The organism is Streptomyces capillispiralis (assembly GCF_007829875.1).
Classification (GTDB): Bacteria; Actinomycetota; Actinomycetes; order Streptomycetales; family Streptomycetaceae; genus Streptomyces; species Streptomyces capillispiralis.
Genome location: NZ_VIWV01000001.1, coordinates 97,839 through 117,337 on the forward strand (window position 1 = coordinate 97,839; position 19,499 = coordinate 117,337).

Here is a 19,499-nt window from a genome sequence, read left to right on the forward strand (position 1 = left end):
TGTGCGTCCCGTCGCGGCCCGGGCGGTCACCGGGCCGCCGGCGTGAGGGCCCCGGCCGGCACGTCGGCCGGGGCGGCTCCCCAGGCGCTCGCGCACAGTGCCCGTTCGACGGTGTCGGTGTAGACGGCCGCGGCCAGCCAGGCCCGGGCGAAGTGGGCGGTGTCGGCCGGGAGCAGGCGGCCGAAGGTGTCACGGGAGCGGTCCGCCGCGGCCGCGTGCAGGTCGTCGAGGAGGTCTCCCGCGGTGGTGAGGCCGAGGCGGCGCAGGCGGGCGCGGTCGCCCGCCTGGTCTCCGGCGAGGGCGAGGACACCGCGGCCTCCCGACACCGTCTGGTGGACCCGGCGGCGCAGCAGGTGCAGGGGTGCCTCGTCCCCGGTGGGCACGGTCGGGGCCGGTGGCGCCGCCGCCCCGGTGGGCAGGTCCGCGCGCCGGAGGCGGTCGAGACCGAGGTCCACCCGGGCACCGGCGTCGCTGGGATGCTCGGCGGCGAGCAGCAGGGCACGGGGAAGCGGTCCCGGCGCCAGACGCGCCACGATCCGCAGCCGGCTGCCCCCGGCGGCGGCGAGCAGACGGAGGTTGTCGCGGTACGGGAGCGCGGGGTCGTCGTGGGCCGTGGACAACCGCAGGGCCAGGCCCGCGCAGTCGGCCAGGAGGGCGTCGTCCGCCGTCCCGCGCACCGTGCCCAGGACGGTCGCCTCGAGGAACAGCAGGTCCGGTCCGCCGTTCAGGGCCCGGGCGACCTGCTCGGCGGCGGGCACCTCCCACAGCCGGTCCAGCGGCTCGGAGCGCCAGGAGACACCGGGCGCGCGGACCGCCCGCACGCCCGCCCCCGCGCCGAGGCGGCCCGTGGGAGAGACGGTCGCGCCGGACACCGCCAGCCCGGCGCGGGACAGTTCACGGTGGGTCAGGGAGGTGTCGCCGATCCGGACGGCCCGGTCCGCGGCGCCGGTCGCCCGGGCCGGCCCGCCCGGTGCCACGTCCGACACCGTGTACAGGCGGCCGTGGGCGTCGGCGGTCCAGGTGACCGCGCCGGCGTAGCCGGTCGCCGTGAGGACGGGTTCGGAGAAGAGCCCGTACAGACGCAGCGAGCCGTCCGGGCGGTACGGCTGCCGGACCGTGCCGCGCAGTGCGGTCAGGTCCGGGCCGGTGGCGTGCGGGAGGCGGTGGGCGACGCCCAGGGCGTCGGCCAGTGCGCCGGCGAGGTCGGTGAGGCGGTACCCGGGGTCGGCCGTGCGGGCCGCGCGCACCCCGGTGACGACGGAGACCGCCGCGGCGGCGGCCCGCGGGAGGCCGGCGAGGCGGGCGGTGTGGGCGGCGTGCAGCAGCTCGGCCTGGAGCACGGCGCCGGCGCCGTCCGCACCGGCCTCCAGTACGGCGGCTGCCGCGTCGAACACCGCCCGGGCGGCGGTGCGTTGGGCCTCGGTGGCGGTCTCCGCCACCGCCGCCCCTCCCGCGCCACCGGCCGACGCCGGTTCCGATGCGCGCGGCGCCGTCCCTTCCCCGCCGCCCGTCGGCGCCGGTTCCGCTGTCCGCGCCGCCGCCTCGCCCGTACGACCCGTCGGCGGCACTTCCGTATCCCGCGCCGCCGACTCTCCCGCGCCGTCGGCCGGCGTCGCTGACGATTCCGCAGCCGTCGTCTCTTCCGCGCCACCCGTCGGCGGCGCTTCCGACGCGGGCGCCGCGTCGGGGTCCGCGACCGGTGCGGCCGAGGCGGCCGCCGCGCGGTGCAGGCAGTCGGGGGCCAGCAGGCATCCGCAGTGGATCGCGTCCGCGCTGGTCACCGTCCCGCCGGGCGCGTTCAGGACGACGTCGGTGTCGTCGTCGACGGCGATCCGTACGGTGTCGCCGTCGCGGGCGGCCGGACGCGCCAGGAGCTTGGTGACGCCGGCGTCGAGCCGTTTGCGCAGCCGCGGCGAGAGCGCGGCGACGAGTTCCGCGGTGACGGACGGGACGACCGGAGGCAGGCCCGGGCTCATGTGATCTTCTCCCCTACCCAGCGGGCGAGTTCGAGCGGACTGAGGGCGGCGACCGGCATGCCCGCGGCGACGAGCTGACCGGCGACGCCCGTGGAGTAGCGGGGCCGGCCCGTGTCGTCGAGGCTCGCGCAGCCCAGGACGTGGCAGCCGGCCGCGACCAGGGCGCGGACCTCGGCGAGCAGACCGCCCAGCGGATACCCCTCCTCGAAGTCGCTGACGACCACGACGAGGGTGCGCGACGGAACGGTGACGAGTTCGCGCGCCTGCCGCAGGCCCGCGGCGATGTGGGTGCCGCCGCCGACGCTGACCTCCAGCAGCAGCGACAGCGGGTCGTCCACGTGCCCGGTGAGGTCGATGACCTCCGTGGAGAACGCCAGGAAGTGGGTGGAGAGCGTCGGCACGCCCGCCAGCACCGAAGCGGTCAGCGCGGCCCACACGGTGGACGCCTCCATGGATCCCGAGACGTCCGTGACCAGGATCAGCCGCCAGTCGGCGGCCCGGCGCGCCCGGGTGCGGAAGACCGGACGCTCGGGGATCACCCGCACCGTGCCGTCGGGGGCGCGGCGCGCGGTCGCCAGGTTGGCCCGCAGGGTGCGGGGCAGGTCCAGGCCGCCGCCGGGCCGTCTGCTGGGGCGTGGCAGGGTCGTGCCGTGCAGGGCCGGGCGCAGCCGGGTGGCCAGGTGGCGGGTCAGCTCGTCCACGAGCCGCCGCACGAGGGGGCGCAGCGCGGCCAGACGTGCCTCGGGCAGTCCGCCCGCGTGCCGCAGCACGGTGCGCAGCAGGTCCACCGAGGGCCGCACCCGGTCCGCGTCCAGCTCGGTGAGGACGTCCTTGCGGCCCGACTCCGCGGCCGCGGCCAGCACTTCCTCCCGGATGCCCGGCCCGAAGAGCGCGGCCAGTTCCTCGGACCACTCCCGCACGCCGGGGTACGGCGCCTCGCGTCCGGCCCGGGTTCCGGAGCGGCGCGAGAGGTCGCCCCGGCTGCCTTCACCGCGTCCGCTGCCGTACAGCTCGTCCAGTGCGGTCGCCAGCCGGGCGGCGGACGGCGGCAGTCGGTCCGTGCGGCGGCCGAGGAGCAGGCGCCAGCGGTCGGCGGGCGCGATGTGACGGTCGTCGGTCCGGGGCTCGGCCGCCTCGGCGGGACCGCTCGTCGCCGTAGTGGGCGGCCCCGGCTCCGGGGCGGCCTCCTCCCGCTGCCCGCCGGCCGGCGCGGGCAGCAGGCCCAGTGAGCGCAGCACCTCGCGGGCGGCGAAGTCCGCCCCGGTCCAGGTGGCGAGCGCGGCCGGGTCGACGCCGTCCGTGTCGGTGACGTGCGCGGCGCCGAGGCGCTCCTCGACGGTGGCGAAGAGACGGTCCCGGGCCGCGGGGCTCAGGGTGTCGAAGCCGCCGCGCAGCGCGGGGAGCCGTTCGAGGAACGCCCTGTCGGGCAGTTCGGACACGCGGGTGAGCAGGGGCTCCAGCGCGGGCGGCGCCGCCTCCAGCAGCGGGCCCGCGGCGGTCAGCAGTCCGCTGAGCCGGTCGGTGAGCGCGGCGCGGGAGCCGGGTTCGGTGGCCCCGTCGACCCAGGAGGCCACGCGGTCGCCGAGGGCCCGCGCGTCCTCGTGTCCGAGCAGGACGCGTACGGCCCCGGCGGCACCGCGCATCAGCGGGGAGCCGTCGGCGGACAGGCGGGCCAGGGCGTCGGCGAGCCGGATGCCGCCCAACAGGTCGGCGCGGTGGGACAGTTCGAGCAGGGCATGGGCGTCGGCGAGGTCGTCGGACCCGGTCAGGCCGTCCACCTGCCGCACCGCCGCCGCGGTGAGCAGTTCCGCGGCGGCGGCCGTCCGGACGTCACGGTCCTTGTCGGTGCCGAGCCCCGGGACGTGCCCGGCCCGCAGCCGGTCCAGCAGGGCCAGACCGGCGAGGAGTTCCGGCAGGGTGCCGGCCGGGGGCAGGACGTCGGCGACGTCGCCGAGCCGTTCGTCCGCGAGCCCTGGCAGGCCGCACTCCGCCGCCCGTTCGAGCCCTTCGAGGGCCTGTGCGGCCGTCGGCCCGCCCTCGTCGCGCTCGACGCGCCGCCGTTCGCGCAGGACGCCTTCGGCGGCCTGGGCGGGGGTGACTCCGCGCATGCCGGCGGCGGTCAGCATGGCCGCGGTGGCCGGTGTCCAGCGCACCTCCCAACGCGAGGTGAGTGCCTCGGCGCCGCCCGCGCCGACGACCTCCCTGGCCTCCGCGTAGGGCACCCCGCACACCGTCAGCCGGCGCAGCAGCAGTTCGCGCCGGCGGTCCAGGTCGGACCGCAGCGGGTCCAGCCGCAGGTCCCGCGCCGGGGCGGGGCCGTCCTCCCGCGGGCCGGGCAGGCCGAGCCGCGCCACCTCGTCCTCGACCGCGGGGGCGAGGCCGCTGCGCGGCGCCCGCGGGGCGGGGCGGCCGCCGCGCGTCCCGACGAGCACGCGCTCCATCGCCCGCGCCACGGCCCTGCCCCGCCCGAGCGGCTCCCCCTGGGCGAGCACCGTCTGCACGGCTTCGACCAGTTCGCCGCGTCCCGCCGCGGGCAGGCCGCGCAGCCGGGCGAGGTCGGCGGCGAGCCGGCTGATCTCGCGCGCGTCGGCGGGCCCCGAGGGGTGGCCCAGTGCGCGCAGTGCGGCGCAGATGCTCACGGCCGCCCGGGTCAGCGCCTCCTCCAGCGCCGCCGGGTCGCCCGCCGCGCGCAGGACCATGTCCTGCCACTCCGGGTCCCGGATGCCCGCCGGATAGCCGGACCGCTCGTCGAGGAGGGCGTACGTGTACGGGATGAGGGAGGTCGTCCAGGCCGTCTGCCGCGCGTCGGCGCCGGCGGCCGTCGGGTCCTCCTCCTCGCCGGTGCCGGGCGCCACGAGCGCACCGGTGCCGGGCGCCACCGACTCGCCGGTGCCCGGCCCCACGAGGGCGGGGGCGTGGAACGCGCCGACGACGACGGCGGCCCGTTCACCCTGCGCGGTGGCCTCCGCCAGCCGGGCGCGCATCCAGCGCTCGCGCCGCAGGTCCAGTTCCGGTACGCCGCCGGAGGCTGCCGCGTCCTCGCGCAGGGCCCACCCGGTGAGCAGGGCGGCCCGGCGCAGGGCCTCGGGCGGGGAGCCGGGGGCGGTCGCCTCGACGAGCCGGTCCCAGAGGTCGTCCCCGGGGCGGCCCGTGAGGCGGGCCCGCAGGGCGGTGGCGACGCCGGGGCCGGCGGCCGGCGTCCCCGGGGACCGCCGTCCCGCGGTCCACGCGCGGTCGGCGAGCGGCAGGTCGCAGGCGACCACCGGCACGCCGTGCCGGGCGGCCCAGCGCACGGCGGCCAGTTCCGGTGAGAAGTCGGCGAACGGGTAGAAGGCCGGTCCCGCGCCGCTCCCGTCACCGGGAGCGGCGGCGAGCGCCACCGGGGCCCGCGTCTCCTCGTGGCCGAGCCAGGGCAGCCACTGCTGCATCTCGGCGGGCAGTTCGACGAGCAGCACCTGCGGCTTCGCCCCGTCCAGCAGCGCGGGCACCGCGGCGGCCAGGGAGGGCGCGTGGTGCCGTACGCCGACGAGGAAGGGCGCGGACGGTCCAGTGAGGACGGCGAGCGCCTCCTCGGGCGGGACGGGCGGGCCGCCGGGAGCGGGGAGGGCGGGGACGGCCCGGTGGGAGTGGGACACGGCCGTCAGCCCTCCAGGACCGTACGCAGGTCCCACAGGGTGCGCCAGGTCGCGGAACCCTGTTCGGCGCGGCGCCGGACGGGACCGTCCCAGTAGCCGCGCAGCCGGGCGGCGTCGGCGGGGTCGTCCTTGCGGACCACGCCGAGCAGGTGGCCGGGCAGCAGTCCGAGCACATCGCGGTCGCCGGGGAAGTAGGCCGCGGCGAGAGCGAGCGCGCCGGCGACGGAGACGGCCTCCGCGGTGCTCATCACCGTGGACGGCCGCTCCACCTCCCAGCCCTCGGCCGAGCGGCCCTCGCGCAGGTCGCGGAACGCGGTGACCAGGGCCTCCAGTACGGCGTCGTCGACCTGGAAGGGTGCCCCGGCCCGTTCCACGGACGCCCGGGCCTGGCCGCGCACCAGCGCGGTCTCGGCGTCGAGGTCGCCGATGGGGCCGACCGTCTCGAAGTTGAAGCGGCGCTTGAGGGCCGCGGACATCTCGGAGACGCCCTTGTCGCGGAGGTTGGCGGTGGCGATGAGGGTGAAGCCGGGCGCCGCGTGGGCCAGGGCGTCGTCGGTGCCGGCCAGTTCGGGCACGGCGATGCGCCGTTCGGAGAGCAGCGACACCAGCGCGTCCTGCACTTCGGGCAGGCAGCGGGTGACCTCCTCGACGCGGGCGACGGCCCCCTGGGACATGGCGGTCAGGACGGGCGACGGCACCAGCGCCTGCCGGCTGGGGCCCTGGGCCAGCAGCAGCGCGTAGTTCCAGCCGTACTTGAGCTGGTCCTCGGTGGTGCCGGCGGTGCCCTGGACCACCAGGCCGCTGGTGCCGCACACGGCGGCGGAGAGCAGTTCCGACAGCATCGACTTGGCGGTACCGGGCTCGCCGACGAGGAGCAGTCCGCGCTCCCCGGCGAGGGTGACCACGCACCGTTCGACCAGGGCACGGTCGCCGACGAACTTGCCCTGGATCACCAGGCGGCGCGGCACCCCGTCGGGCACGTCGGCGTCGTCGGGCAGCTTCAGGGCCGCGCCGTCGCTGCCCATGACGAACGTGACGACCGCGCGCGGGGTGAGCCGCCACGCGGGCGGGCGCGGTCCGTCGTCGTGGGCGGCGAGGAAGGCCAGTTCGGTGGCGTACCGGTCCTCGGGCGGGACGATCTGGCGGGCGGGCGGGGCGGGGGACACGGTGGTGGTCATCGGGGCGGTTTCTTCCGGGTGCGGGTGGACGGTGGTCATCGGCGGCGGCCCTTGCGGGTGGCGCGAGTGGTGAGTTCCTCGTAGGCCGGGGCGTCCCCGGCGCGTACGCGGTCCCACGCGCGCGCGAACAGTTCGGGAACCGGCATCAGGGGCAGCGCGCGGGAGTGCTCCGGGACCGGGTAGAGGCCCTTCTTCCACAGCTCCACCGGCAGTGCGGGGGACTTCAGGTCGAGCCAGCCGCACGGCAGGAAGAGGGTGCGTCCGGCGCGCGCCCGCTTCGCCTCGACGACCAGGCCGGTGGCCGCCAGTTCGGTGCGTGCCTTCTTCATGCGGGCGGGCTTCCATCCCGTCCAGCGGGCGCAGTTGCGGTCCGTCGGGTCGGGCAGGGCCAGCAGTTGCAGGTAGAGCGCCGCCGCGTCGGGTCCCAGACCGTGGGTGCCGGCGACCTCGGCCACCAGGTCCGGCACGCTGACGGCGGGGTCCTGGGCGTAGCCCGTCGGTCCGTCGGGTTCGGTGCCGGCCACGAGGGCGCGGGCGAGGGCGTCGTCCAGCACCGTGCGCAGCGCCAGCATGCCCTCGTCCCGTCCGGGGCCGACGATTCCCTCGACCAGGCCGAACACGGGGTCGTCCGCGCCGGTGAGGGCGCAGGTGCGGACCAGGACGGCCTCCTGGTCGCCGTACCAGGGGCGCAGGACCAGTGCCTCGCCGACGGGTGTCAGGCCGTGTGCGTCGGCGCCGCCGGTGGCGGGCAGTCCGTAGGCCTTGCGCAGTTCGACGGCGGTCGACGAGCCCTTCTCGGTCCACGCCAGGTCGAGGTCGAGCAGCAGTTCCGGGTCCGCCGCGCGGCGGCGCAGGGCGGCCAGCCCTTCCGGCAGGCCGGCGCGCAGGGGGTGGCCGTACGGCAGGGAGTAGGCGAGCCCGGCGAGGGCGGCGACGGCGCGCGTCAGGTCGTACCGTCCGGGCAGGGCCCGGGGGTCCTCGGGTACGAGGTTGCCGTCCTTGTCGGGCCGCAGCACGGTGGTGCGGCTGATCCAGGGGGTGCGGCGCGGGTTGAGCACCTGCTCGACCACGGCGGCGGGCAGGCCGGCCAGGGCGAGGTCCCCGGCGAGGTCCTCGGGCAGGCGGACGAACCCGTCCAGGCGTTCGGCCCACACCCGGCCCGCGGCGTCCGTGTCCGGTCCGGCCGTCCACAGGTCGCCCGGATCCTCCGGCAGCAGGGCGCCGACGAGCGCCGTCTGGTCGGCGAACTCCAGTGAGGACAGCAGGGCGTCACCGAGCTGCTTCTGCCGCGGCTTCAGGCCGGTGGCGGCGATGACCTCGTCGGTGAGCTGCACCGGCTTCCCGGCGAGCAGCAGCGCCGCCTGCACCGGCCCGAGGCCGTCGCGTGTCGCGGCGGCCAGGGCGGCGGGCGCCTCCGGCTGCCAGGGTGCGGCGCCCTTGTCGCGGATCAGCCCGGTCACCGCGGCCAGCGCGTCGGCCGGGAAGACCGGCGGGTGGGCGGTCTCGCGGTCCAGGGTGAAGTGGGCGACCGCGCCGAACGCGCCGGCCGGGTCGTGGTCGAGGGCCAGCCAGGTCACGCGTCCGGTGCGGCGGTCGGAGGTGTGGCGGCCGAGGACGACGACGGTGCGGCCGTCGCGGCGCAGCACCTGGCCGGCGCGCTCCAGCCCGCCGTCCGGCTCGCTCAGCGCGATCTCGCGCAGCGCGCCGCCGGGCGCGGCCAGCGGGCCTTCGGTGACCGCCTCGAACAGCAGCAGCAGGGCCTGCCGGTGCGCGGGCGTCAGGGCCGGTGAGGCGGCGCGGTAGGCGAGCGGGCGCAGGGCGTCCAGCACGGACGGCCACACCGCGCCGACGGCGGGGATCGTGAACTCGTCGCTGTGCCACCCGTCGGCGGCCCCGGTGGACCGCGCGGCGTCGGGCAGGGCCCTGCCGTCGGCGGGCTTCCCGGACAGGACGTGGTTGACGGCGCGGATCTGGCGCAGCACGCTCCAGCGTTCCCCGCCGCCCCACCAGCCCTGCTGCACGGCGAGTCCGGCGGTCGCCTCGCGCAGCGTCTGGTCGTCGCCGTCCTCGGGACTGTAGTCGGCGAACATGCCCTCGACGCGCCGCCGTTCGGCCCTGGGCCGTTCCACCGGTGGGGTCACGAAGGTGGCGACGGACTCCGCCAGGCGCAGCACCGCGCGCACGAGGGAGGTGACGCCGGTGAGCAGGTGGGGTTCGGTGAGGCCGGGCAGGCAGCCGGCGACGACGTCCCGCAGGACCTCGTCGGCGGACGGGACGGCGGGCCGGGTGGTGGTGGCCGCCGTGCCCGTCCCGGTGCCCGGGTCACCGGCCGTCTTCGCCTGTGCGGCGGCCGCCGCGGCCTTCGCCTGCCGTTCCGCCAGGGCCCGGGCGCCGGCCCGCAGCACCTCGTCGGCCCGCTCGTCGCCCAGGGCGCGCAGGAGTGCCGAGGCGTCCTCGTCGCGGGGCCGCAGGGCGTGCCAGAAGTCGGCCGGCGGTACGAGCCGGGTGCCGGCGGCGAACTCACCGCCGCGTTCCAGCACGGTGACCCGGCCCAGCTCCCGCGCGGCCGTGCCGTCGTCACCGGTGCACAGGGCGATCTGCCGGTGCAGGGCGACGGCGACGGGCGCGGCGCCGCCGGGCAGGCGCAGTGCGCCGAGCGGCACGCCCGGCCGGTGGCCGGGTGCCGCGGGGAGGCTGACGGTGCGTCCGTCCGGTGTGCCGGCGACGGTGCGGGACGCGTCGCCGTCGTTCTCGGTGCGCACCCAGCGGCCGAGGACGGTGCCGTCCGTGCCGAACGGGCTGTGTTCCAGGCCGGGCTGGAGCGGCAGCACCGCGCAGTGCTGCTGGAGCAGGCGCGCGTCCTCGCGGATGCCGGACCGCAGGAACGCGGGCAGCGAGGCGCGCCCGTGGGTGCCGGTGGCCGGGTCGTACTCGAGCCACACCTGCTGCCGTCCCTGCCGGCCCTGGCGCCAGTACGAGGTGCCGTCGCCGAGGACGGGGCGGCCGGGCGGGACGACGGTGTCGCCCGCGTGCAGGGCGCGTCCGCCGGTGGCGCGGCCGCCGTCCGGCAGCGGGATCGAGGTCTCGCCGGCGTCGCCGCCGCCGTACCAGTGCGGGAGCTTCTCGCCGCCGAGCGGGAACACCTCGGCCGGGCGGGCCGACCAGTAGCCGTACTGCTTGGTGTCCTGGCGCCACATCACCAGCAGTTCGCCGTCCGTGTAGCGGAACGACGGACGCTGCCAGCGGCCCAGCTCCACGGGGAGCCGCAGGTCGTGCTCGAGCAGGATGTCCTCGGGTCCCACGACGATGGCCTTGTGCCCGCGGGAGAGGATCAGGGCCGGCCAGGCCTCGTCGACGGTGAGGGTGTCGTCGCGGTCGCGCCGGGTCTCCGCGTCCAGGCGGCGCAGCGCCTCGTCGAGGGCGGGCCAGCCGAGTTCGTCGGGGATGCCGGCGCGCAGGGTGCGGCCCAGCAGCGGCGCGACGTCGAGGGCGGCGGCGCGGGCGACGGCCTGCGGGCTGACGCGGGCGGCGACGGCACGGAACGGACGCAGCCGTTCCAGCGCGGCGCGTGCGTCGGGCAGGCCTGCCGCGCCGTCGAGTTCGGCGGCGGCGTCGTCCAGCCATGCGCGCAGTACGTCCGCGAGCACGGGGTGCCCGGCCAGTTCGTCCAGCACCCCGGCTCCGAGGCGGTGGCCGCTCAGGGTGCCGACGGAGCGGTACAGCAGGCGCCGGCAGCGCGGGTCCGCCGCGACGGCCGTCAGGTCGCGCCGTCCGGGCCGGGTCTCGTGCAGCCACTGGGCGACGGGCAGGGAGACGTCCTCGTCGGCGCCGGGCAGGGTCAGCGGTATGTCCTCGGCCGCGCACAGGTCCAGCAGGTCGAGGTCGGCGGCGGCGTGCCAGCGGCCCGTGAAGAGGTCCACGGGACGGCCCTGGGCGCGCAGGCGCGGGGCCATGCGCTCCACGAGCGCGAGGGTGGCCGGTGAGCGGCCGCTGACCGAGGAGCCGTGCTTGCGGTGCAGGGCCCAGCGGCTGAGCCAGTCCGCCGCGTCGGTCCCGTCCGCCTCGGCCTCGCCCGTGAGCAGCCGGTCGGCGCCGGTCTCGGCGAGCAGCGCCAGCCAGAACTCGTCGTCCTCGGTGGAGCGGCCGAGCCCGGCCGGCATGATCTCCAGCAGCCGGGTCCGTACGGCGGGCCGCTGTCCGGCCAGGACGACGAGCGTCGCCCGGTAGGTGTTCCAGAAGGAGGCGGGGGCGCGGACCGCCGCGGGCGACGCGAGCAGGTCGGCGACCAGGGCGCACTCCTCGGTGGCCCGGTCCAGCCCCGCCGCCTTGATCAGGGCGCGCGCGTCCTGGGGCAGCGACGCGTACGGCGGCATGCCGGCGGCGCAGCGCTCCACGGTCAGCTGCCTGTACTGCGCCCAGGCCTCGGCCGGGGTGAGCCGCGCCGCCAGGGCCTTCACGTGCTCCTTGAGCGCCTTGACGGTGAGCGCACCGGCGAAGGCGAACTCCAGGAACACGGCCCGCTGCCGCTCCTCGTCGACGGTCAGCGCGTGCACCCGCTCCGCCTCGCGGGCCTTGCCGAAGAAGGCCGACGCGTAGGTGGTGTTCTCGTGCTGGAGGAAGACGCGGGCGGCCTGCTCGTAGAAGGTGGGCAGGAAGTGCGGTACGGCGCGGCCGAGCCGCTCCCCGAGCGCCTCGAAGCCCTCCTTGGCGTGGCCGGGGCGGGACTTGGCCTGCCGGGCGAGCCGTTCGATGTCCCGGACGAGGGCCAGCGCGTGGTGTCCGTTCGCCGGGTCGTTGACCAGGGCCCACGCGGGGAAGCCGAGGGTTTCCCGGCGCACCTGTCCGACCTCGCGGGTCTCCGGCTCCCGGGCCAGTCCGAGGAAGTCCAGGGCGAGGTCCTCCGCCTCGCCGAGCATGCCCGGCACCAGCCGGACGATCTTCCGCTCGTCCAGTGCGGGGTGCGTGTACGTGCGGACGGTGAGGACGTCGGCGTCCTCCCGGTCGGTGGTGCCCGAGGGCAGGACGGCGCCGGCGTCGAGCAGCGCGGCGGAGGTGGTCTCGTCGTAGGTGATGCCGTCGTACGTCGTCATGCCGCACGCTCCTCGTCCTCGATGTCGCGTCCGGCGTACAGTGCGGCTGCCATGCGCATGCCTTCCGACCAGGCCACCGGCCCGATCCGGCCGAGCTTCAGGACCCGGCCCGCGGTGTCGGTGAAGACCAGGGGGCCGGTCTCCGTCTCCTCGTAGCCCTCGTAGTCGCCGACCCACACCCGGGCCTCGACGCCGCGGCCGTCCTCCAGGACGGAACAGACGGCGTGGCCCGCGCGCACGCGGTACCCGAGTTGTGTGGCGCGGCCGTGCAGGAACCGCAGTTCCTTGAAGGCGCCGCCCGCGTGGTCCTCCACGGAGGTGGCCTCGGCGTCGAGGGCGGCGGGCCGGTGCCACACCTCGCGGAAGAGCTGCTGGGCGCGCTGCTCGATGCCTATCTCGACGGCGAACTCGCGCAGGTCCTCGAGGTCGTCGAGCAGCACCGGGTGCGGCAGGCGGACCAGGTCGGGGGTGAGGCGGACGGTGTCGCCGTCGAGATCGACCACGCCGAGGCCGCGCTCGGGGTCGGCGTCGCGCAGGAATCCGGCCACCGCGCCGTCCGCGCCGGTGACCACCACGTCGCGCAGGGCCGCCTGCCAGGCCGGGTCCGGCCAGACCCGCGCCAGCACCTCGAACGGCACCGGCAGCGAGCGCACCATCCACCGCTCCACGTCGGCCAGGCACTGCCGTTCGTGCCGCTCCAGCCATTCCACGAGCTGACGCAGTCCCACCACAGCGGGATCGTCGGCGATCTTGGGCGGTACGGACTTCAGCCGCCGCCCCGCCGCATTGCGGCACACCACCTTGCCGTCGTCCAGGGCGACCTCGTAGCCGCCCGCCGACACCCACCCCATGCGTGCCTCCCGCATCCACATTTGATCAAGTGACCGGAACTGTAGAGGAGGCCGCTGACAACGGGGGTCGGGGTGCCGCCGGGCGGGCGGGGGCGGGGGCGGCCGCTTCGCCCTCCGGTCCGGCCGGGGCGGCGGCCGGACCGGAGGGCGAAGCGGCCATCAGGGTGGTCGCGGGCCGTGTCGGGCGGCCGTCCCCGGCGCGGCTGGCCATGCTGGAGCGAAGGCTTCCCCTCTCCGAGCGACAAGGAGCACCGCATGCCCACGGACCCGGTCGGACGATTCCTGGCGGCGTTGGACCCGGCCCACCGGGAGACCGTCGGCGCCGCACCGCGCGAGGAACAGGAACGGCTCGCGGCCGCCTGGGAGCGGGAGCTGGAGGCCGACACCGAGCTCGACTCCCTCGACGAGCTGTCCCCGTCGGCGGCGGAGGCCGAGGCGGCCCGCCGCGTCCTGGAGCGCGAGCACGGCTAGGGGTTGCCGGCACGGCGGATGCGCGTGCCACGCCCCGCGGCGCCGGCACGATCCGAACGACGGACCCTCTAGCGCTTCACGCGATGGCGAAGGTGGACGACCCCCGAGCCGAAGGTGCGGGTCTCGACGAGGTCCAGATCCACCCGGCGCTCGCGGCGGGGGAAGAACGGGGTGCCGCCGCCGACCAGCAGCGGGTAGACCCTGGTCCGGTACTCGTCGATCAGACCCGACGCGGCCGCCTCGGCGGCGAGCGTCGCGCCGCCGATCGCGATGTCGCCCTCCCCCGGCTCGGCGCGCAGCCGCTCGATCTCCCGCGCCGGGCTGCCGGAGGCCAGGCGGGCGTTGCCCCGCACCGCCGACAGGGTGGTGGAGAACACCACCTTGGGCAGCCGCTTCCAGAGCGCGGCCCACTCCTGCCGGGACTCGTCGAGGGAGGGGTCCTGGTCGGCGGTCTCCCAGTACAGCATCGTCTCGTACAGCCGTCGGCCCAGCAGGTAGACGCCGACCTCCCGGGTCTCGTCGGTGACGAAGCGGAAGAGCTCCTCGTCGGGCCCCGTCCAGTCGAGGCCGCCGTCGGGTCCGACGATGTAGCCGTCGAGTGAGACGCCCATCGAATAGATCACGCTGCGCATCGGTGGTCCTCCTCGGTCACGGTCCGACGGTACGACCGCCGGACGCCGCAGGCCCCGTTCGGCGCGCGGGACCGGCCGGGCCGCTCCCGCGCGATCTCCGTCCGTGGGCCTCCGATTGCACCGGAGGACCGCCTCCAGTAAAGTGGAGGAGATCCTCCGCATGATGGGGAACCCTCAGACGTTCCCGCGCCGCGGAGGACGGAGAAGGGACGGATGGACACCATCGGAACACGCGTTCACCTGCGACGCATTCGCCTGCCCGGAACCGTGCCGGTCGGCGGCCGGCCCCGCACGGGCTGCGCACGCACCCCCGACGGCGACGGACAGCCCGGCGGCCCCGACGTGCGGCCGGGCCGGCCGAACCCGGGGGCACCGCTCACCGGGACCTCCCCCGACGGCGACGGCGGCCCCTGAGGCATCCGGCCACGGCCCCGCGAGGACCTCCGTCCCTCAGTTCCCCACACCGAGGCCGGCCATGAACACGGGCGGGTACCGGTCGCCGCGCGCCGAGCCCGCCGGCACCGCCTTCTCGATCTCGGCGAGGTCGTCGGCGGTGAGGTCCAGGTCGATCGCGGGCAGCGCCTCGGCCAGCCGCTCGCGGGTGCGGGCGCCGACCAGCGGCACGATGTCCTGGCCCTGGGCGGCCACCCAGGCGATGGCCAGCTGCGCGACGGTGCATCCCTTCGCCTCGGCGACCCGGCGCAGCGCCTCCACCAGGGCGAGGTTGTGCTCCACGTTCCCGGGCGTGAACCGGGGGCTCGCGGCGCGGTGGTCGCCGGTGCCGGCGCGGCCGGGTGACCAGTGACCGGAGATGAGGCCGCGCCCGAGGACGCCGTACGCGGTCAGGCCGATGCCGAGTTCCCGCAGCGTCGGCAGCACCTCCCCCTCCACGGCACGGGAGATCAGCGAGTACTCGATCTGCAGGTCGCTGACCGGGTGCACGGCGTGCGCCCGGCGGACCGTCGCCGCGTCGACCTCCGACAGACCGAGGTGGCGCACATGGCCGGCTTCGATCATCTCCTTGACGGCGCCCACCGTCTCCTCGATCGGCACCGCCGGGTCCAGCCGGGCGGGGCGGTAGATGTCGATGTGGTCGGTGCCGAGGCGGGTCAGTGAGTAGGCGAGGAAGTTCTTCACCGCCTCGGGCCGGCCGTCGTGGCCGCCGTAGCGCGGAGTGGGGCCGCTCAGCATGCCGAACTTGACGCTCAGCCGGTAACTGTCCCGGTCCCGGCCGCGCAACGCCTCGGCGAGCAGCAGCTCGTTGTGGCCCATGGCGTAGAAGTCGGCGGTGTCGATCAGTGTGACACCCGCGTCCAGCGCGGCGTGCACGGTGGCGATGCTCTCCGTGCGGTCGGCCGTTCCGTAGGCGCCCGACATGGCCATCCCGCCCAGGCCCAGCGCGGAAACGGCCGGGCCGGTGCTGCCCAGGGTTCGTGTCTGCATGGCGTTCTCCTTCGTCGTCGGTCTGCGGCCACCCTGCTCCGGCGCCGCCGTGTGCGGGAGCGGAGCGTTCTTCATGGGAGCGGCGCTCCCTGGCTCGGCCCGCCGGCCGGGAGGGACCATGGGGCCATGGAACGTGACCAGCTCGCCGACTTCCTGCGCCGTCGCCGCGAGGCGATCCGCCCGGCCGAGGTCGGCATCACCGACGGCCCCCGCCGCCGCACCACGGGGCTGCGCCGGGAGGAAGTGGCCATGCTCGCGGGCATGTCGGTGGACTACGTCGTCCGTCTCGAGCAGGGCCGCAGCAGTCAGCCCTCGGCCCAGCTGCTCGGCGCGCTGGCCCGGGCGCTGCGCCTGTCCGACGACGAGCGCGACCACCTGTTCCACCTGGCCGGCCACCGGCCACCGCCCGCCGAAGGGGCGGCCCGCCTGGCCCGCGCGGGCCTGATACGCCTGCTCGACCTGCTCGGCGACACCCCCGCCACGGTGATGTCCGACCTGGGCGAGGTCCTCGCCCAGAACCGGGCGGCCGTCCTGCTGGCGGGCGACCACACCGGCCACCGCGGGGACCGGCGCTCCATCGTGTACCGCTGGTTCACCGACCCCGCGGCCCGCGCGCTCTGCCCGCCGGAGGAGCGCGAGCACCACGCCCGGCAGATCGTGGCCGATCTGCGGGCGGCGGTCGGCCGCCGGTCCGGTGACCCCGCGGTCACCGGTCTCGTCGACCGGCTGCGGGCCGCGAGCGCCGACTTCGCCCGGCTGTGGGAGGAGCACGAGGTGGCGGTCCGGCGCGCCGACCGCAAGACGTTCCTGCACCCCCGCGTGGGCCGCCTGGTGATGGACTGCGAAACCCTGGTCACCCCGGACCAGCGGCAGCAGTTGGTGGTCCTCACCCCGGCGGACGCCGAGGCCCGTGAGCGGATGGAACTGCTGAAAGTGCTCGGCACCGAGGAGTTCCCCGCGGGGTCAGCGGGCGGGACCGTGGGGTGAGGCGGACGACGGGGACCCGCCGCGGGCCCTGTCGTGGAGGCAGGAGGCGACGACCACGAACGGCCAGAGCGACTGAAGCGCCGTCACCACGCGCTCCGCGACACCGGCGGCACCGTTGCGGTGCATCTCGACGAGGAACCACACCGCGCCGGCCACCATCACCGCGGTCGCGAGGATCGACGGAGCGGGGCGGAGGGCCCAGGGAGCGGCGCGCCCTCCGTCGACGGCCAGGAGCGGCCACACGGCCAGCAGCACGAAGCCGACCACGGCCACCGACCCGTGCCGCAGGGACCCTCCGCTGCTCGGCGCCGGGACCAGAGCCACCACCAGGGCAGACACTCCCCCACCGGCCAGCGCCACACGGCCGGCCGTCGCCGCCGCCCGCAGCCCCCAGGCGGTGAGCAGATGACAGGCGCCCAGGGCGAGGAACGCCCCGGTCATCACCCAGGACCCCGAGGCCCCGTACGCGGCCAGGACGCTGATCGTCTGCGTGGTGGGGTCGTACGCGGGTCCCTCGAGCGACGCCGCGACCGCCCAGCCTCCGATCAGCAGGACCGGGGCGCACCCCGACGAGAACAAGGCCCACCTGGGAACAAGCAGCATCGAACCACCTCAGAACGGGTGATATGGGTCCCGTGGGACGCGGGGGCGGGGTGACCGCCGCTCATCCGGCCGCGGCTCCACTGCCCGGACGCGGCCGGTCCCCGGGCGCCGGCCGCACTCGCCATCTCACGAACTGGTGTGGATCGCGCACTGGCGGGCCCTCGGCCGCCTGGACGCCCCCGCCTGTCAAGAACTGATCAACACGCCCTCATGAATCGCCCATGGGCAGGCCATGGTTCGGCAGCACGGCGGAAGCCACCGCGCCCCGGTCATACGTTCGCCCGGTGAACACTGATTCCCCTGCGGCGTCCCCGCAGCCCGTCCAGCAACCCGCCCGCCGTCTGCTGCTGCGCTCCGCGCTGACCGGCGCCGCGGCCGTCGGCACCGGACTCGCCGTCGGTGCCGCTCCGGCCTCCGCGACTCCCCGGAAGCGCCGGCGGCCCGAGACCCCCGAGGAGGCCCTGCGCGAGCTGGCGGCCGGCAACGCGCGCTGGCGCACCTTCCGGGAGAAGCACCCGGACGAGACACGTGCCGTGCGCGAGGAACTGGTCGCGGGCCAGCACCCCTTCGCCGTGGTGCTCAGCTGCATCGACTCCCGCGTCCCGCCGGAGCTGGTGTTCGACCAGGGACTCGGCGACCTGATCACCGTGCGCAGCGCCGGCGAGGTGCTGGACGAGGCGGTGCTCGGCAGCGTGGCCTACGGCGTGCTGGAACTGGAGATACCCCTGGTCCTGGTGCTCGGGCACCAGTCGTGCGGTGCCGTGCGCGCGGCGGTCGAGTCCGAGGAGTCCGGGGAGCCGCTGCCCGCGCACATCCAGTACCTCGCCGATCAGATCGCCCCGGCCATCGACCACGGCAAGCAGGGCGAGGCACGCATCGACGCGACCATCGACGCCAACATACGGCGGGTCCGCGAGCACCTGGCGGCCGAACCGGACCTGGCCGCCCGGGTGTCCGCCGGCCGGCTGGCCGTCGTGGGGGCCCGCTACGAGCTGACGAACCAGCTCGTGCACCGAGTGGACTGAGGAACCGCGTCCACCCCGGGACGAACGGGCCCGCGCCGGGCGGTGAACGGCCGCCGCTCCCCCGCGCCGCGTCGGCCTCTCCCACCAAAAGAAGTTCTCCATTCAACATTCATGGAAGGATGACAGGGCACCGAGCGGAGACCGCACGACGAAGGAGTCCACGTGACAGAGACGGCGGCGAGGACCGGAGAGCACCGGGTCTACATCGACAAGCAGAGCCCCGACGCGTACCGGGCCCTGCGGAACGTGTCCGAGACGGTCCGGGGCGTCGCCGCCTCGGCCGGGCTCGACCGCCTGCTCGTCGAACTGATCAACATGCGGGTCTCCCAGCTCAACGCCTGCGCCTACTGCCTGAGCGTGCACACCGCGGCCGCGCTGCGCGCCGGTGAGACCACGCAGCGGCTCGGTGTCCTGCCGGCCTGGCGCGACACCGAGCTCTTCTCGCCCCGCGAGCGCGCCGCCCTCGCCCTGGCCGAGGCCACCACCGACCCCGCCGACGGCAGGGCGCAGTCCGAGGCGTACGCCGAGGCCCGGTCGGTGCTGACGGACGACGAGATCTCCGCCGTGATCTGGGTGGCGATCACCATCAACGCCTTCAACCGGCTGTCGGTCATGAGCAAGCACCCGGTCCGCGGCACCTCCACGCCGGCGTCGTGAGAGCCGGGTGCCGGGCCCGCCCGCCGGTCACGCCGTGACCGTCGGCTCGGAGCAGCCGGACTCCTGCCGGCACAGGGGGTAGAGCGGCGCGGGCAGCGTGGTGCCGGTCTGCGCACCGCGAACCCCGCGCCGCCCGGCAGACACACCCGCCACCCGCGGCGATCACCGGCCAAGGCACCGAAGCCACCTCCTCGCGCCACCCTCCCCCGGCACGCCACGTGCGGCCCGGGTACCGGCGGACGATTTTGCAGAGCATGCATTTTTGCATAGCATGCAAGACATGACGGGCAAGGACAGCGGGAGCGGTGGGCTGCGGGAGCGCAAGAAGCGGGCCACCCGTGCCGCCCTCACCGAGGCCGCAGTGCGCCTCGCCGCCGAACAAGGGGCGGACAACGTCACGGTCGAGGCCATCAGCGCGGCGGCCGGGGTGTCCGTGCGGACCTTCTTCAACTACTTCGACTCGCGGGACGACGCCTTCGTCGTCATCGACGCGGACGCGGGCCTGCGCGTCCGGCGGGCGCTCCTCGACGCCCCGGCGGCCCTCTCCCCCCTGGACGCGCTGCGGGAGGCGCTCGCCGTCGAGCTCTCGGAGGCCGAACGGCAGCACGAGCTGTGGAGCCTGCACGCCGAGGTGCTGCGCACGTCCCCGCACCTGCTGGTGCGCAGCCTCGGCGCCCACATGGCCGACGAGACGGGCCTCGCCGAGGTGATCGCACAGCGGCTCGCCGCCGGTGGCGTCCCCCTGGAGGACGGGGCCGACGGGGAGCGCCGGCCCGTGCTCGACCTGTACCCGAGGCTGCTGGCGGCCGTGGCCGGCACGGCGGTGCGGGTCAGCGTGCAGCACTGGTGCGAACGGCAGGACGAACACGCCTTCGCCGATGTATTCCGTGAGGTGTTCGCCCTGCTCGCTGCCGGTCTGCCGGCCCCGGCCCGGTAAGCGCGCCGCACAGG

14 protein-coding genes are annotated in these 19,499 nt (G+C 76.2%); 6 read left to right on the top strand and 8 right to left on the bottom strand.

Translation table 11 applies throughout. The features are described from left to right. Positions 1-26: 26 nt before the first annotated feature. Genes FHX78_RS00395 through FHX78_RS00415 form a run of 5 tightly spaced genes read right to left on the bottom strand, consistent with a single transcriptional unit; the run spans position 27 to position 12,730 of the window. The gene (locus FHX78_RS00395) at positions 27-1,976 is read right to left on the bottom strand and encodes a hypothetical protein (RefSeq protein WP_145865453.1); all 1,950 of its coding nucleotides are present in this window, start codon (positions 1,974-1,976) and stop codon (positions 27-29) included. Further along, positions 1,973-5,611, bottom strand: a complete 3,639-nt coding sequence (locus FHX78_RS00400; RefSeq protein WP_167531652.1) for a vWA domain-containing protein — start codon at positions 5,609-5,611, stop codon at positions 1,973-1,975. Before FHX78_RS00400 ends, FHX78_RS00395 begins: the two co-directional genes overlap by 4 nt. 5 nt (positions 5,612-5,616) lie before the next feature. Continuing rightward, a complete protein-coding gene (locus FHX78_RS00405) occupies positions 5,617-6,789 on the bottom strand; it encodes an ATP-binding protein (protein WP_145865454.1) in 1,173 nt (390 codons plus the stop codon). Between the two features lie 35 nt (positions 6,790-6,824). Next, on the bottom strand, positions 6,825-11,879 hold the full coding sequence (locus tag FHX78_RS00410; RefSeq protein WP_145865455.1) for a hypothetical protein: 5,055 nt from the start codon (positions 11,877-11,879) through the stop codon (positions 6,825-6,827). After that, positions 11,876-12,730 carry a DUF4132 domain-containing protein gene (locus FHX78_RS00415; RefSeq protein WP_145871529.1) on the bottom strand — a complete coding sequence of 285 codons (855 nt, stop codon included), beginning with the start codon at positions 12,728-12,730 and terminating at the stop codon, positions 11,876-11,878. The genes FHX78_RS00410 and FHX78_RS00415 overlap by 4 nt, the downstream gene beginning before the upstream one ends. Positions 12,731-12,985: 255 nt before the next feature. On the opposite strand from FHX78_RS00415, the gene FHX78_RS00420 reads away from it, so the two are divergent. Further along, positions 12,986-13,201, top strand: coding sequence for a hypothetical protein (locus FHX78_RS00420; RefSeq protein WP_145865456.1), 216 nt, complete (start codon positions 12,986-12,988; stop codon positions 13,199-13,201). 68 nt (positions 13,202-13,269) lie between these two features. Here FHX78_RS00420 and FHX78_RS00425 read toward each other — a convergent pair whose 3' ends face one another. Then, a complete protein-coding gene (locus FHX78_RS00425) occupies positions 13,270-13,833 on the bottom strand; it encodes a dihydrofolate reductase family protein (protein ID WP_145865457.1) in 564 nt (187 codons plus the stop codon). 213 nt (positions 13,834-14,046) lie between these two features. Between FHX78_RS00425 and FHX78_RS37125 the strand changes: the two genes are divergently transcribed. After that, positions 14,047-14,247, top strand: a complete 201-nt coding sequence (locus FHX78_RS37125; protein ID WP_145865458.1) for a hypothetical protein — start codon at positions 14,047-14,049, stop codon at positions 14,245-14,247. Positions 14,248-14,283: 36 nt separating this feature from the next. Here the strand turns inward: FHX78_RS37125 and FHX78_RS00435 are convergent, their stop codons facing one another. Then, positions 14,284-15,276 carry an aldo/keto reductase gene (locus tag FHX78_RS00435; RefSeq protein WP_145865459.1) on the bottom strand — a complete coding sequence of 331 codons (993 nt, stop codon included), beginning with the start codon at positions 15,274-15,276 and terminating at the stop codon, positions 14,284-14,286. A 126-nt stretch (positions 15,277-15,402) separates the two neighbouring features. Between FHX78_RS00435 and FHX78_RS00440 the strand changes: the two genes are divergently transcribed. Next, complete coding sequence (locus tag FHX78_RS00440; protein ID WP_145865460.1) at positions 15,403-16,263, top strand: helix-turn-helix transcriptional regulator; 861 nt, start codon at positions 15,403-15,405, stop codon at positions 16,261-16,263. Here FHX78_RS00440 and FHX78_RS00445 read toward each other — a convergent pair. Continuing rightward, a complete protein-coding gene (locus tag FHX78_RS00445) occupies positions 16,240-16,866 on the bottom strand; it encodes a DUF998 domain-containing protein (RefSeq protein ID WP_145865461.1) in 627 nt (208 codons plus the stop codon). The genes FHX78_RS00440 and FHX78_RS00445 overlap by 24 nt on opposite strands. A gap of 284 nt (positions 16,867-17,150) precedes the next feature. Between FHX78_RS00445 and FHX78_RS00450 the strand changes: the two genes are divergently transcribed. From FHX78_RS00450 to FHX78_RS00465, 3 genes are all read left to right on the top strand, one after another. Further along, positions 17,151-17,891: a carbonic anhydrase gene (locus FHX78_RS00450; RefSeq protein WP_229924082.1), complete on the top strand. Its 741-nt coding sequence runs from the start codon at positions 17,151-17,153 to the stop codon at positions 17,889-17,891. A 162-nt stretch (positions 17,892-18,053) separates the two neighbouring features. Beyond that, a complete protein-coding gene (locus FHX78_RS00455; protein WP_145865463.1) occupies positions 18,054-18,548 on the top strand; it encodes a carboxymuconolactone decarboxylase family protein in 495 nt (164 codons plus the stop codon). A 271-nt stretch (positions 18,549-18,819) separates the two neighbouring features. After that, positions 18,820-19,485: a TetR/AcrR family transcriptional regulator gene (locus FHX78_RS00465; RefSeq protein WP_145865464.1), complete on the top strand. Its 666-nt coding sequence runs from the start codon at positions 18,820-18,822 to the stop codon at positions 19,483-19,485. The last annotated feature ends 14 nt before the right edge of the window (positions 19,486-19,499 follow it).